The organism is Oceanisphaera sediminis, from assembly GCF_039539745.1.
Taxonomy (GTDB): Bacteria; Pseudomonadota; Gammaproteobacteria; order Enterobacterales; family Aeromonadaceae; genus Oceanimonas; species Oceanimonas sediminis.
In genome coordinates this window covers 38,754-51,467 of the sequence record NZ_BAABDS010000014.1, presented here as the reverse complement: position 1 = coordinate 51,467, position 12,714 = coordinate 38,754, and the positions used below count along the sequence as shown (strand labels likewise).

The window sequence follows — 12,714 nt, the reverse complement described above, 5'->3', positions numbered from 1 at the left end:
GTTTCCATATATGGTGTTTATATTTACTCTTGGCACAACATGTAGTGTTTTTGGTGCCGTTATGCTGAATGCGTTTGAACCCAGGGTCGTGCTGCAGGAAGTGCCGGGTGAAGTCAGCCTGGCCTGGCTGGTAACGGGGTGTCCACTGGCGTGTCCCGGCTGTCACAGCCAGGACAGCTGGGATCCGGCGGCGGGGACCCGGTTAACACCCGAGCGGCTGCAAGGCTGGCTGACGCGCTATCAGGGGCTACTGACCTGCGTGTTGTTTTTCGGTGGAGAATGGGATCGGGATGCATTGCTGCCTCTGTTGCAGCTGGCGCGGGAGCAGGGGCTGAAAACCTGCCTGTACAGCGGTCGGGACAGAATAAGCCAGACCCTGATGGCCGAGCTGGACTACCTGAAAACCGGGGCCTGGGTGGCGCACCTGGGTGGCCTTGACTCCAGACACAGTAACCAACAGTTGATTTGCCTGCCCAGCGGCGAATCCCTCAATCATCATTTTTGGAGACGTTCATGATACACCTGCACCCCGACCAGCTTGAGGCCAAGATCGCCAGCTTCAATGCCTATCTGAATGCTAACAATGCGGCGGATGGTTCTGTAATGGACCCCAACGCCAATGTGACTCAAAAGAACATCGCTACCGCCGAGGCGGAGCTGATGAAGGATTTTTTTGTGCAGGTGAACCGTGGCCTGGTGAAAAACAAGATAGCCGAGTTGTTTGATGATGCTCTGGCCACGGAGTATGAACGCCAGATTGAAGCACATGAAATTTATGTGCACGATGAGACCAGTCTCAAGCCCTATTGCGTGTCGGTGACCATGTATCCCTTCCTGCTCGACGGCCTCACCAAACTCGGTGGCGAGAGCAAGGCCCCCAGACACCTGGAAGCGTTCTGCGGTGCCTTCGTCAATATGGTGTTTGCCATCAGCTCCCAGTTCGCCGGGGCGGTGGCTACGGTCGAATTTCTCACCTATTTCGATCATTTTGCCCGCCGGGATTATGGCGATAATTACCTGACCGAGCATACCCATGCCATCAACAATCATCTGCAGCATGTGGTCTATGCCATCAACCAGCCGGCCGCGGCCCGTGGCTACCAGAGCGTGTTCTGGAACATTTCCCTGTTCGACCGGGACTATTTCAACACCATGTTCGAATTCTTTGTGTTTCCCGACGGCAGCCAGCCCAACGGCGACTCGGTAAGCCGACTGCAGGAGCATTTTCTGGAATGGTTCAACGAGGAGCGGCGCAAGGCGATATTGACCTTCCCGGTGGTGACCGCCGCCATGCTCACCAAGGATGGCGCACCGGCAGATGATGCCTTTGCCGAGATGTGCGCCGAGCAGATGAGCCGGGGCAACAGCTTCTTCATCTATATGTCCGACACCCCCGACTCGCTGGCGTCCTGCTGTCGGTTGCGCAATGAGGTGACCGATCACACCTTTTCCTACACCCTGGGTGCGGGTGGAGTGGCCACCGGCTCCATTAATGTCATCACCCTGAACATGAACCGGCTGGAGCAGGACGGACGGGACCTGCTGGTCGAAATCGAGAAGATTCAGCGTTATCAGGTGGCCTACCGGAGCTTGATGGAGGACTTCCTGGCCAAAGGCATACTGACGGTGTATGACGCCGGTTTTATCAGCCTGGACAAGCAGTTTCTGACCATCGGCATCAACGGCATGGTCGAGGCGGCGGAATACAGAGGCATCAAGGCCAGTAACAACCCCGACTACCAGGCCTTTGTCAGTGAACGGCTGAAAATTATCTATGATGCCAACCGTAAGGCGCGTCAGGACTACGGCTACCTGTTCAATACCGAGTTTGTGCCGGCGGAAAACCTGGGGGTGAAAAACGCCAAGTGGGACAGGGCCGACGGCTATCAGGTGCCCCGTGACTGCTATAACTCCTACTTCTATGTGGTGGAAGACGAGGATGATACTCAGGTTCTCGACAAATTCGTGCTGCACGGGCGCGAGTTGGTGCAATTCCTGGACGGTGGTTCGGCGCTGCATCTGAATCTGGACGAGCATCTGACCCCTGCCGGCTACCGACAGTTGTACCGTGTTGCCGCCGCCACCGGCTGCCACTATTTTACCGTCAATGTACGCAGCACCATCTGCAACGAATGCAGCCATATCAGCAAGCATACCGACTGGAGCTGTAGCGCCTGTGGTAGTGAAGACATAGACCATGCCACCCGGGTGATCGGTTATCTGAAGCGGGTGTCGGCGTTCAGCGCCGGTCGCCGGAACGAGCATGGCCGGCGTTTCTACCACCGGTAATATCGGGACTGGGGACTGGGGACTGGGGACTGGGGATTCGGGGGAGCGGTTTTAAGCTCTTTCCCTAATCCCTGATCACAAATCCCTAGTCCCTGAAGTTACAGCCAGCCTTTGCGTTTGAAGAAGTAATAGGTGCCGCAGGCCGACATCAGCATCATCACCAGCGACATCGGATAGCCGTAATCAAAGCCCAGCTCCGGCAGGATCTTGAAGTTCATGCCATAGATGCTGGCAATCAGGGTAGGGGGCAGAAACACCACCGCCGCCACCGAGAAAATCTTGATCACCTTGCTCTGCTCCAGGCTGGTAAAGCCCATGGCGGCTTCCAGCTGAAAGTTGATCTTGTCGAACAGAAACTGGGTATGGGGCAGCAGCGATTCGATGTCGTAGAGCATTTCGTCGATCCATTTGCGCTGCTCGTCGTTGCCGCTCTGGCGCATGGATCGCTTCATGAAACGCAATGCCCGCCGGGTATCGTACAAGGCCAGCCGAATGTGGCCGTTGCCGTCTTCCTGCAACATCAAATCCGACATGGTCTGGCGCAGATCATCCACCTGCAGCACCTGTTTGGCGGTGGCTTCCAGGGTTTTGTAGCCGTCTTCAATCAAATCGGAAATATATTCGATTTTGAGCTGAAAAATTTCCAGCAGCAGCTCCGGGGCGTCTCTCGCTTCTAGCCGATCCTGCCGCATATAGTGGCGCAGCAGCCGCATCAGGCCGAGATCGTCTTCCCGAAAGCTGATCAGCATGTCTTTACGCAAGGTAAACAGCACGTTGATGCCGTCTATTTCCTTGCCCATGCGCTGAGGGAACAGCGAATGGATATGCAGTCCGTCTTTATCCCGGTAGAAACGGGCCGAGGCTTCGATATCGTCCAGCTCGTCCAGCTCCGGCACTTCTTCCACGAACAGCTGTTTCATCCAGCGTTGTTCCTGCTCGTCCGGTTTGAGGATATCCAGCCACAGGGTGTTGGGAGGCAGGCTGTCCTCCAGGTTGAGTGGCTGAATATCGAGAGATTTTCCATTCAGGGTGTAGGCTGTGATCATGCAGCGCTCCAACCGGTAAACAATGACTTGCACTATATAGAGGCCACTGCCGGATGTCAGGCAATCTATGTATGAGCGTGTTTTTTGGCGCGAATTTTAGCCTGAAGAGGGGTAGACTCAAATGACTTGACTCGGCGCCCGGCCTATAATGACAGGATCCCGCTACATAATGTGCCATCGGAGAACGCCAGTGAAACAGATATGTTGTGCCTTGATGCTGCTGCTGGCGATGCCTGTCGCTGCCGACATGGTGCTGAAGGCACGGCAAACCGTGGACGTTTATGGCTCCAGTGAGCTAGAGCCCAGCCTGGCCGATGTAGACTACCGCATGTCCTGGCAGTTATCGGGCCAGCATACGGATTACGGCTGCCGTCCGGGCCAGGTGGTGGTGTCGTTGACGGCCACGGTGACCGAGCCGCTGGAGTGGCCGCAAACCCCGGCCTGGCAGAATTACCGGCTGGCACTCACCGCTTACGAGCGACTGGTGCGCGAGCGGGCCTTGCTGTCGGCCGAATGGCTGGAGCGCTCACTGTTTCAGATAGCGCCCCAGGAAAATTGTGACCAGTTGCGCCAGGTCGCGGACAATGTCGGCTATCACCAGCTCGACATTGCCCGCACCCTGTTACAGCACTTTCAGCAGCAGAATGACTATGGCCGTAACCTGGGGCTGATCCGCCCGGATTCAGCCGCAGCCGAATAATACCGATTACATTAAACAAACGATCACTTTCCATTGCTGTGTAAGCGTCGGACAACGGACCCGCTCCGCCGACTCGCTATGAATACCTCCTTGTACGCTCTCTGTTTCATCCCTGAAACAGAAGGTCGGCTGAGCAGATTCCGTTATCCGACCTGATACTCCGGCACGGCTTGTTGGGTTCAGGTATGACTTGTACCGAATCGGCTGATGCTATTACTCCACGGGTTTTCCCTTCAACAGCTTGCGCACCCAGTGTCGGTTGGGGTTAAGCACCGCCAATTGCCCCTGGGACAGCGGGTAAGGCTCATCCAGCAACTGGGCGGTGATAAGCTCGGCCAGCAAGGGCGCCGAGCACAGACCGCGTGAACCCAAGCCGGACATCACAAAGAGCCCGGCATGATCGTCCGCCAGCGGCAAGGCTTCCCACTTTCGACGTGGCATCAGGGCATATTGCTGTAGTTGGGCGGTCTTGTCCGGCGCGGCGCCGGCCAGTGGCAGATGATCGCGACAGGCGGCGCGCACACTCACCCGGCCGGCGCCCGCCCTGGGCGTCAAATCGTCCAGCGCGGGCAGGGTGCGCACCAGCTTGTGCAGGTTGTCCTGCTCGTCCTGCTCTCGATAATCCAGTGCCGACTGCCTGCGACCATAGCTGGCGCCAACGCAATGGGCACCCTGCCAGGCCGGAGTGAGATACCCTTCGTAACAGACCACGGTATTCAGTGGCGCTATGCTGGGGCTGGAAGGCTGATAGTTTACCTGACCTCGCACCGGCGACAGCGCCAGTGCCCGGGTTTGCGGCCAGGTGGTTAATTCATGGCCGTTGGCCAGTACCAGGGTGTCGGCACAAAAAGAGTCACCGTCGGTGGTGATGTGCCACTGGCTGTCTTTTCGTGCCAGCTGCTCGACCCGGGTCTGGTAATGACACTCAAGCAGGCCGGTGTTCTGTGCCTCGACCAGCAGGGCGGCGGTCAGCTCAAAGGGGCAAATCCAGCCGCCCAGCGAATATTCGATGCCGGGCAGGTTGGCCGCGATACCGGTACGTGCATTGACCTGCTCGGCGGTTAACGGTTGCACCAGGGCGCGGGCAACGGGGCTTGCCAGCAACTTGTCTATTTTGGCGCTGCTCTTGGCGTCGTAGGCCAGCTGCACCACGCCACACCAGTCATGAATCACATCATGGCGTTCGGCCAGGGTGGGCAAGGTGCGGCGGCCGTACAAAAAGGCCTGCAGGTAGAACTGGCTCAGGTGATCATGATCGCCGTTGATAAGCGGATAGACGGCGGCCTGGCGGTTGCCCGAAGCACCCATCGCCGGTGCTGCATTCTGCTCAAGCAGGGTTACCTTTTGACCGCGCCGGGTCAGGGCGTGCGCCAGGGTGGCCCCGGCAATACCGGCCCCTACAATAATGGTGTGCCCGGCCCGACCCGGACGGCGCCAGAACCAGGGCGCAGGGTAGGGGGCACGGTTATCGCTGCCACGCACACCTGCCAGCATTTCCCGCTTGCGGCCAAAGCCCTTGACGCGCGCGACCCTGAAGCCGGCTTCGTTCAGCCCGCGGCGCACGAAACCGGCGGCAGTAAAGGTAGCGAGGGTGGCGCCACTACGTGCCAGACGGGCCAGTTGTGCGAACAGTTGTGGCGTCCACATCTCGGGATTCTTGCTCGGCGCAAAGCCGTCCAGATACCAGGCATCCACCTTGCCGGCCAGGCCCGCTTCCATCTGCGGCAGCAGTTCGGCCACGTCTCCGAGCCACAAATCCAGGCACACATCGTCGGCCAGATGCAGCCGATGACAACCGCCGATTGCAGCCGGATATTCAGCTAACAAACGTTCGCTTAAAATGCTAAGCTCTGGCCATTGGCCCAGTGCCTGCTGCAGATCGGCGTGGGTAAGCGGAAATTTTTCCACGCTGATCAGGTGCAGGCGTTGGGTGTTACCTTGCGGATGTTGCCGGCGATAGTCGATAAAGGCCTGCCAGGTGGCCAGAACATTCAGGCCGGTACCAAAGCCGGTCTCGGCCACCACAAACAGCGAGCGATCATGGTTAATCCAGCGCTCGGGCAGGCCATTATGGCCAAGAAACACGTAACGGGTTTCGGCCAGACCGTCGTCATTGGAAAAGTAAACATCGTCGAACGCAGCGGCGACCGGCGTGCCCTGGTCATTCCAGTCCAGACTCGCGGTTGTAATGAAGTGGGGTGACACTGAACCTCCGGGGCCGTAAAAACGGTCATTTTATGTGAAAGCAGACCAGTTTGACCATGTTTTATGGTTAGAATTGGCGGCAAATCAAGACAGTAGGAAAGATAGATGAGAAGAGCAGTCATTACCGGTATCGGCGTGGTATCCAGCATTGGTAACAATCAGGAAGAGGTTCTGGCCTCACTCAAGGCTGGCCGCTCCGGTATTAGCTTCTCCCAGCAGTTTGCTGATCATAACCTGCGCAGCCAGGTATGGGGGAACATTAAACTGAACCCGTCCGAGCATATCGACCGTAAAGTCATGCGCTTCATGGGCGACGCGGCGGCCTTTGCCTATCTTTCCATGGAACAGGCGATCGCCGATGCGGGCCTTGATGAGTCCATGGTTTCCAACGAGCGTACCGGCCTGGTAGCCGGCTCGGGCGGTGCTTCTTCCAAGAACCAGATTGAAGCCTGCGACACGCTGCGTGAAAAAGGCGTGCGTCGGGTTGGTCCCTATATGGTGCCGCGCACCATGTCCTCGACCGTGTCCGCCTGTCTGGCGACCCCGTTCAAGATCAAGGGTATCAACTACACCATCAGCTCGGCCTGTGCGACCTCAGCCCACTGTATCGGCCATGCACTGGAACAGATTCAGTTGGGTAAGCAGGACGTCGTGTTTGCCGGTGGCGGTGAAGAAGTAGACTGGACCCTGGCCCTGCAGTTTGACGCCATGGGCGCGCTGTCGAGCAAATACAACGAGACGCCCGAGTTGGCCTCCCGTACCTACGATGCGGGCCGTGACGGCTTCGTTATCTCCGGTGGCGGCGGCATGGTGGTGGTGGAAGAGCTGGAGCACGCCCTCAAGCGCGGCGCCAAGATCTATGCCGAAATTACCGGTTACGGCGCCACGTCCGACGGTTACGACATGGTGGCACCGTCCGGTGAAGGCGCGGTTCGCTGCATGCAGCAGGCCATGGCCACGGCACCGGCCCCGGTGCAGTACATCAACACTCACGGTACCTCGACTCCGGTCGGCGATGTGAAAGAGCTGGAAGCCATCAACAACCTGTTTGGCGACCATGCCCCTTACATCTCCGCCACCAAGGCGATGACCGGCCACGCGCTGGGCGCCGCCGGTGTGCATGAAGCGGTCTACTCGCTGCTGATGTTGCAGCACGGCTTCATCGCGCCAAGCATCAACATTACCGAGCTGGACGAAAAGGCCAAGAACCTGCCTATCGTGAGCGAGTACAAAGAAGCCGAGCTGGACACCGTCATGTCCAACAGCTTCGGTTTTGGCGGCACCAACGCCAGCCTGGTGTTCAGCAAGTATAAAGGCTGATAGCCGGTTAATACCGCACTAAAAAAGGGCGCTTCGGCGCCCTTTTTGTGCTTCATTTTCACGCCTCACGCCTCACGCCTCACGCCTCACGCCTCACGCCTCACGCCTCAGCGCTGGTCCCAGCGAATAAAGGCCCAGGCGCCGAGCATGCCGAAGGTAGCGCCCAGTACGCTGCTGGCCAGAATATCCACCGGCCAGTGCAGGCCCAACAACAGCCGCGAATAGCAAACGGCGACCGCCCAGGTGGCCAAAGCACCAACCAGCCAGAGCGAGCGGCGCCGATACAGCAGCAGCAGGCAATAGAAGGCGGCGATGGTCATGGCGGCAATCGAATGCCCGGACGGGAAAGAATAGCTGACCTCATCCTGCCAGTGCAGCTTGAGCCAGCCCGGCACCTGCCGCTCGGGCAGGCTGCTCAGCCCGTCGGCCAGCCACTGTTCCCGTATTGCGGGTAGCTGGGCATAAAAACGGTCGCTGTCGGCGAGTCGTCCTTTTTCGGCCAGCCACAGCACATAGGGACGGGGCTCTTTAAAATACTGTTTGGCCAGGGTCTTGGTAACAAAGGCGCTGCCCAGGGCGGCCATCAGGCAGAAGAAGAACATCAGCAGCAGGCCGGGTCTGTGCTTCCAGCGGTGCAGCACCAGCAAACTTAACAGCAGCAGGGTAATGCCGATACCGATTTTGCCGACCGACAGCGTCAGTCCATAGGCCAGCAGAGCCGGGGTGTCATCCAGATCCAGCAGCGGAAACCAGTGCCAGTGCCATTGGTAACCCATGCTGGCAATGGCGACCGGCAATATCAGTATTGCCAGTACCGTGAGTAACCGTAGTGTCATGAAAGAAAGTCGTGTGAGAGGAAAGCGCCGATTCTAGCAAAACCGCAGGCCGATGGAAGCTGAAGCCTGCCGCAACTCGGGGTACAATGGCCCGCCATTCAGGGAGCTCGTCATGTCAGGAGCCCGTTATGCAAGGAAAGAGTCGATGAAATTGCTGGCCGATGAAAACATGCCCTTTGTGCAGGAACTGTTTGGTGACCGGGCCGAAGTAGTGACCTGCCCCGGGCGGGATCTCAGACCCGAGCAACTGCGTGATATAGACGTATTGCTGGTGCGTTCCATTACCCGGGTAGATGCGGCGCTGTTGGCTCAGGCCGAACGACTGAGCTTCGTGGGTACCGCCACCATTGGTTGCGATCATATCGACACCGACTTGCTGGCCCGGCGGGGCATTGCCTTTGCCAGTGCCCCGGGTTGCAACAAGGTGGCGGTGGGCGATTATGTGCTGGCGGCTCTTTTACGGGTGGCCGAGCACAAGGGCTGGGCGCTGCAGGATAAAACCCTGGGTGTAGTGGGGGTTGGTAATACCGGCGCCGAGGTGGCAGCAAGGGCGCGGGCGCTGGGTATGCGGGTGTTATTATGCGATCCGCCTAAAGCGCTACAGAAAACGACAGATTTTGTCGATCTACAACAGGCATTGGCCTGCGATATCGTCAGCTTTCACGTGCCGCTGACTCGCGACGGCGATCATCCGACCTGGCACTTGCTGAACCGGCATGCCATCGACCGGCTCAACGGCGATCAGGTACTGATCAACGCCTGCCGGGGAGATGTATGGGACAATCAGGCCCTGCTCGCTCGGCAACAGGGCAAGGCCCCGCTGACCCTGGTGATGGACGTGTGGGAACATGAACCCGAGGTGCTGGCGCCGCTGGTGCCCCATGTTCTGCTCGCCACGCCGCATATTGCCGGCTACAGCCTCGAAGGCAAGGCGAGGGGCACCTTTGCGCTTTATCGGGCCTGGTGCGAACAGCAGCAGCTTGGTATGCAGCTGACTCCCGAGCAATTGTTGCCACCCTCGTCGATAGGCACCATTCACCTGCATGAGGCGCCGGATCAGGCGTTGGCGGCACGGCTGGTGCGGCTGGTGTATGACATAGAGCAGGACGATGCCGCTTTTCGCCAGGCACTGGGCCAGCCGGGATTTTTCGATCGGTTGCGCAAGCAGTATCCGCAGCGTCGCGAGCTGGGGTCGGTGCAATTGACGGGGCTGACCGGCAGCGGCGAGGCACTGGGTTTTAAAGTATGAAGGCCGGGTGCCGATAGTTTGTTGATGCCGATAGTCCGTTATATTGAGAAAGCAGACAGACAAGTTCCTATTGGCACTGTTTTTTTCTACACTGGTGCTAACGCACGCCTCTACCGCCGGACGATACGGTTCCGAGTCAGGAAAAGGATACAAGAGAAATCATGAAACGATTCAGACCCCATATCGGTTTTGGTCTGGCTGGGTGGCTGGCCTGCTCCGTCCCTGCTGTTGCGCAAGGCGAATTTTATATCGAGCTGCGAGGCCCGGAATCTTCGTCTTCGGCACCTGCCGCCGCGGCCCCGGTTCAACCGCCTGCCGCTCAGCCGGTGGCGAGCCCCGGCCGTTACGGGCCGGTACGCAGCACCGATACCCTCTGGGCCATTGCCGCCCGGCATACCCGGGCACCGGTGACCGTGCAGCAGACCATGGTGGCGCTTTACCACCTCAACCCCCAGGCGTTTGTTCGTGGCAATATCAATTATCTGCAGCGCGGCGCACGCTTGCGGCTGCCGACCGAATCTCAGGCCCGCCAGCGCTCGCCGCGTGACGCCGAGGCCGAATTTCGCCGTTTAAGCCGACAGGGTAACCGCAGCGCCACGCGTGCCGCCACGGCACCCAAGCCTGCCACTACGGCACCCAAGCCTGCCGCCAAACCTCAGGCGGTGGCACAGGTCAAGCCCAAGGCCACGCCGGCGACACCGGTGGCGAGCAAACCGGCCGCCCCGGTGACGGAGCCGCCGCCGGTGGCCGCCCGTCCCCCGGTTCCGTCCTCCGAGGCCCGGCCCGCGGCTCCGGCTGAAAACACCGTTGCCGAAACACCGGCAGCGATGCCGCCGGAAAGTGGGTCTTCCGGGCTGACAACGCCCAAGGCCGCAACGGCACCGTCCGTTGCCGTGGCGCCGGCCATGGCGGATCCCGCGCGGGCCGAAGAGATAGCGCTGGCCAGGTTGCAGTTGCAACTGATGGATGAATTGCGTGAACAGGTGGCAATGTCCAATGAGCAGCTGGCGAACCTGGCGGACAATAACCAGGCGCTGCGGCAACGTCTTACCCGGTTAACCGCCGAGGTGGAAGAACTGAAGCAGGACAGGACCGCCGATGCTGCGCCCGAATCTGCACCCAGTCGAGCCGGCATCAGTAATGAATTGTTGTCCAATCCGCTGAATCTGGCGCTGATCCTGACCTTGCCGGCCATGTTGCTGCTGGCGCTGTTTACCCTGTGGTGGCGCAGGCGCGTACGGCGAGAGCTGGCCGAGCAGGAGCAGGAATGGTCCGAGAACTCGGCGGCGATGATGGACGACGAGCGTAACGAGTTTGACGAGCTGTTCGCGGCCGAGTCTGAGCCCGAGCCGACGGCGGCCGGCGAACCTGATGCGGCCCTGCCGGTGCAGGAAATTGACGAAGATGCCTTCGCGCGTTTCCTCGAAGAGCAGCAGCTGATGGAAGAGCAGGAAGCCGAGCGTCAGCAGCCGGCGCCTGAAGATGTGTCTGAAGCCGGCTTCGATGATGACGTTGCGCTGGCAGACACGCTCAACCGGGCCGCTGCCGAGGATGTCGCCGAGGATGTACTGTTTGAAGACGAGATGGCGGTCGACGACAAGGAGTCGGCCGCTCAGGTATCCAACGACGACATCGACGATCTGCTGTTTGAAGATGAAATGGCGGCCGACGACAAGGCGTCGGCCGATCAGGTATCCAACGACAATATCGACGATCTGCTGTTTGAAGATGAAATGGCGGTCGACGACAAGGAGTCGGCCGATCAGGCATCCAATGACAACATCGACGATTTGCTGTTCAATCCCGAGCCGGCAGTGTCGCCCGAGCCTGCATCACCGCGACCGGCTGCCGACAACGGTTTTGTTTCGGTCGATGAGCTGATGGCAGAGGCGGATCTGAGTGACGAATCGGGTCGTGAATTCGAGCGTAAACTGGATCTGGAGCTGGACGACTATGCCGATGTGCTCGGCCAGGGGCAGAATGTGGATATCGACCTCGATGAGGGAGGTATGGGCGCACAGCTGGATCTGGCCCGGGCCTATATCGAAATTGATGATATCGACAGCGCGCGGGAATTGCTGAACGAGGCACTGGAGCGCGGCAATGAAGAGCAGCAGCGCGATGCGAAGAAGCTGTTGCAGCGGTTGGCCAAACGCTGATTTCCTTTCACCGGCCTCGTTCCGAGGCCGGTTCTTCAAATTGACTCGGTAACGGGTATAATTGCCGTCCTTTTTACCCTTGGAACTGAATATGCGCATTGCCCTTGGCATCGAGTATGACGGCAGCCGTTATTATGGCTGGCAACGGCAACGAGAAGTCCCCAGCGTGCAGGCTGAGGTGGAGAAAGCCCTGTCCAAAATTGCCGACCATCCGATTAGCATTCAGTGTGCCGGCCGTACCGATGCCGGTGTGCACGGTACCGGCCAGGTGGTGCACTTCGATACCCATGCGGATCGGCAGGCCGGCGCCTGGACCCTGGGCATGAATGCCAATCTGCCGTCCGATATTGCGGTGCGGTGGGTCAAGACGATGAATGACGACTTTCACGCACGCTTCAGCGCCACCGCTCGTCGCTATCGCTACATCATTTTCAACCACAACATGCGGCCCGCCATTCATGGCAGCGGTGTCAGTCATTATGTGGGTGATATCGATGCGCAGAAGATGCATGAGGCGGGTCAGTGCCTGCTGGGAGAGCACGACTTTACCTCTTTTCGTGCCGTGCAGTGCCAGTCGCACAGCCCTCATCGCAACATCATGCAGCTGAAGGTAGAGCGCTATGGCCATTATGTGGTGCTCGACATCAAGGCCAACGCCTTCGTACACCACATGGTGCGCAATATCACCGGCACCCTGTTGAAGGTGGGCATGGGAGAGGAAAGCGTCTCCTGGGTGCAACAGGTGCTGGACGGGCGCGATCGCAACCTGGCCGGGCCCACCGCCAAGGCGGGCGGGCTTTATCTGGTGGCGGTCGATTACCCGGAACACCATGGCTTGCCGGACGCACCGCCAGGACCATTATGGCTACCGGATCAACTGCGCTGATTGGGGCAGAAACAGTAGCAACAG

The 12,714-nt window shown here is 59.1% G+C and carries 10 protein-coding genes; 7 read left to right on the top strand and 3 right to left on the bottom strand.

Translation table 11 applies throughout. The annotated features are described in order from the left end of the window. Positions 1 to 61 precede the first annotated feature (61 nt). Both nrdG and nrdD read left to right on the top strand, forming a co-directional pair. Positions 62 to 517: an anaerobic ribonucleoside-triphosphate reductase activating protein gene (gene nrdG / locus ABD827_RS05705; RefSeq protein WP_344963176.1), complete on the top strand. Its 456-nt coding sequence runs from the start codon at positions 62 to 64 to the stop codon at positions 515 to 517. Beyond that, positions 514 to 2,289 carry an anaerobic ribonucleoside-triphosphate reductase gene (nrdD, locus tag ABD827_RS05700; RefSeq protein WP_344963175.1) on the top strand — a complete coding sequence of 592 codons (1,776 nt, stop codon included), beginning with the start codon at positions 514 to 516 and terminating at the stop codon, positions 2,287 to 2,289. The genes nrdG and nrdD overlap by 4 nt, the downstream gene beginning before the upstream one ends. Before the next feature lie 98 nt (positions 2,290 to 2,387). Here nrdD and corA read toward each other — a convergent pair whose 3' ends face one another. After that, positions 2,388 to 3,335 carry a magnesium/cobalt transporter CorA gene (gene corA / locus ABD827_RS05695; RefSeq protein WP_344963173.1) on the bottom strand — a complete coding sequence of 316 codons (948 nt, stop codon included), beginning with the start codon at positions 3,333 to 3,335 and terminating at the stop codon, positions 2,388 to 2,390. A gap of 190 nt (positions 3,336 to 3,525) precedes the next feature. On the opposite strand from corA, the gene ABD827_RS05690 reads away from it, so the two are divergent. After that, positions 3,526 to 4,035, top strand: a complete 510-nt coding sequence (locus tag ABD827_RS05690) for a DUF922 domain-containing protein (protein WP_344963171.1) — start codon at positions 3,526 to 3,528, stop codon at positions 4,033 to 4,035. Between the two features lie 213 nt (positions 4,036 to 4,248). Here the strand turns inward: ABD827_RS05690 and mnmC are convergent, their stop codons facing one another. After that, positions 4,249 to 6,240 (bottom strand): bifunctional tRNA (5-methylaminomethyl-2-thiouridine)(34)-methyltransferase MnmC2/FAD-dependent 5-carboxymethylaminomethyl-2-thiouridine(34) oxidoreductase MnmC1, encoded by a 1,992-nt coding sequence (gene mnmC, locus ABD827_RS05685; RefSeq protein WP_344963169.1) that lies wholly within the window; start codon positions 6,238 to 6,240, stop codon positions 4,249 to 4,251. A gap of 105 nt (positions 6,241 to 6,345) precedes the next feature. Between mnmC and fabB the strand changes: the two genes are divergently transcribed. Beyond that, a complete protein-coding gene (gene fabB / locus ABD827_RS05680; protein ID WP_344963167.1) occupies positions 6,346 to 7,560 on the top strand; it encodes a beta-ketoacyl-ACP synthase I in 1,215 nt (404 codons plus the stop codon). Positions 7,561 to 7,667: 107 nt separating this feature from the next. Here fabB and ABD827_RS05675 read toward each other — a convergent pair whose 3' ends face one another. Next, positions 7,668 to 8,396, bottom strand: a complete 729-nt coding sequence (locus ABD827_RS05675) for a phosphatase PAP2 family protein (protein WP_344963165.1) — start codon at positions 8,394 to 8,396, stop codon at positions 7,668 to 7,670. 145 nt (positions 8,397 to 8,541) lie between these two features. Here ABD827_RS05675 and ABD827_RS05670 point away from each other — a divergent pair, with 145 nt between their 5' ends. From ABD827_RS05670 to truA, 3 genes are all read left to right on the top strand, one after another. Next, a complete protein-coding gene (locus tag ABD827_RS05670; RefSeq protein WP_344963163.1) occupies positions 8,542 to 9,645 on the top strand; it encodes a 4-phosphoerythronate dehydrogenase in 1,104 nt (367 codons plus the stop codon). Positions 9,646 to 9,806: 161 nt separating this feature from the next. Further along, positions 9,807 to 11,804 (top strand): FimV/HubP family polar landmark protein, encoded by a 1,998-nt coding sequence (locus tag ABD827_RS05665; RefSeq protein WP_344963161.1) that lies wholly within the window; start codon positions 9,807 to 9,809, stop codon positions 11,802 to 11,804. Between the two features lie 91 nt (positions 11,805 to 11,895). After that, complete coding sequence (truA, locus tag ABD827_RS05660; RefSeq protein ID WP_298722052.1) at positions 11,896 to 12,690, top strand: tRNA pseudouridine(38-40) synthase TruA; 795 nt, start codon at positions 11,896 to 11,898, stop codon at positions 12,688 to 12,690. Positions 12,691 to 12,714: the final 24 nt, after the last annotated feature.